Genomic DNA, 1,674 nt, shown 5'->3' on the forward strand with positions numbered 1-1,674 from the left:
AATTGCGTAAATCCCAAAATAGCATTGAGAGGAGTACGGAGTTCGTGGCTCATATTGGACAGGAACATACTTTTGGCTCGGTTGGCTGTTTCTGCGGCTTCTTTAGCTTGCTGAAGTTCCAACTCCGCTTGTTTGCGATCGTTAATGTCAATTAAATATCCCAACATTTCCACTGGTCTACCTGCAGGATCTCGAATTAGTCTGAGTTGACCGAGTATCCAGCGATAAACCCCATCTGAGCGACGAAGACGGTATTCATGGAAATAAAAATCATTGACGAATAGATTGGCTAAGCCATTAATTACTCGTTCTCGATCATCTGGGTGTAAGTTATGCACCCAAAATTCAGAATCTTCTAAAAACACAATGCTTTCATAGCCCAATACATCTTTGATATTTTCGCTGATGAACGTTGGTCCATAATTGCCACTAGGTTTACAGCTAAAAATAACGACGGGGCTGTAGTTCAGAAGAAAGTTGAGGCGATTTGTGGTAGCCTGCAAAGCTTGCTCAGCTTGTTTCAGTTCTGTCACATCATCCTGAACAGCAACATATACGGTTCCATATTCAGGATGCTCAAACCTAGACGTATGAACCCTGCACCAAAAAAGTCTTCCATCTTTTTTCTTATTGCAGACTTCATATTGTGCTTCTCCGTTCTGATCAATTTGAGTGACAATATCTACAACGCTTGCGTCTGGTGTAACCTCTTTATCGACATAATTCAAGACACCAACGGGTTGACCTGCGAGTTCGCCATCTGTGTAGCCAAACAGAGCGTCAAATTTGGGATTGGTGTAGACGATCGTGAGGTCTGATGCTTTGACTAAACACACGCCACCTGCCATGTTATTCATAATAATGCTTTGCAGTTCGAGTGTCTTTTGAGCTTCTTTTCGAGCCGTAAAGTCTTGAATTTGAGCAAGAATATGCAGTGGATTTCCATGCTCATCTTGTACTACCGATCCATTCAGCAGAATCCAAATAATATGTCCTTGCTTATGGAAATAACGTTTTTCTCGTTGGTAAGTTGACATCGTTCCTGCTAATAGCTTACGTTGATTGCTAAGATCCTCTTCTAAATCTTCGGGATAGGTAATGTCTTGAAAAGTTAGTGTTAACAACTCTTCAGAAGAGTAGCCAACAATCTGGCATAGGGCAGGATTGACTTTAAGCCAATGCCCATCGAGGGAAAGGATCGCTATGCCGATTGAGGCATCTTCAAATGCATGGCGAAACTGCTCTTCACTGTTTCGTAAAGCCACCTCAATTTGTTTGCATTCGTTTTCAGCCCGCTTGCGCTCATGGATCTCCTTCTCTAAGGCTTGATTGGCCACAATAAGTTGAGCTGAACTAGGTAAAGCTAAGGCTGATGGAATTAACAAGACTAGCTCAGTTGCAGTATATATAGAAATCAGAGCAGTAATAGCTTTAATTCCTCCAGAAAGCCAATAAGTAGGAAACCAAAGCGTCCAAATATCCATGATATGAGTTGTACCGCAGGCAATTATGAAGGCGCCAAACAGAAAAAACACTTTCTGAAATGGAGTATCTTGGCGCTGTCGCACAAAGTAGATTAGCATGATGGGGATGGAGTAGTAAGCTAAAGCAATTAAACCATCGGATAAAATATGTAATCCTACTAAGTTTGTTTGCCAGAGATAGCAGTGACCG

Annotated in this window: 1 protein-coding gene; it reads right to left on the minus strand. The window is 41.8% G+C overall.

Features of this window, described 5'->3' with window-relative positions:
- On the minus strand, positions 1-1,674 hold a 1,674-nt coding region (locus tag ACUVJL_RS37285), incomplete at both ends, for a PAS domain S-box protein (RefSeq protein ID WP_445250415.1).

It is taken from the genome of Microcoleus sp. OTE_8_concoct_300 (assembly GCF_031383065.1).
In the GTDB taxonomy this organism is placed as follows: Bacteria; Cyanobacteriota; Cyanobacteriia; order Cyanobacteriales; family Microcoleaceae; genus Microcoleus.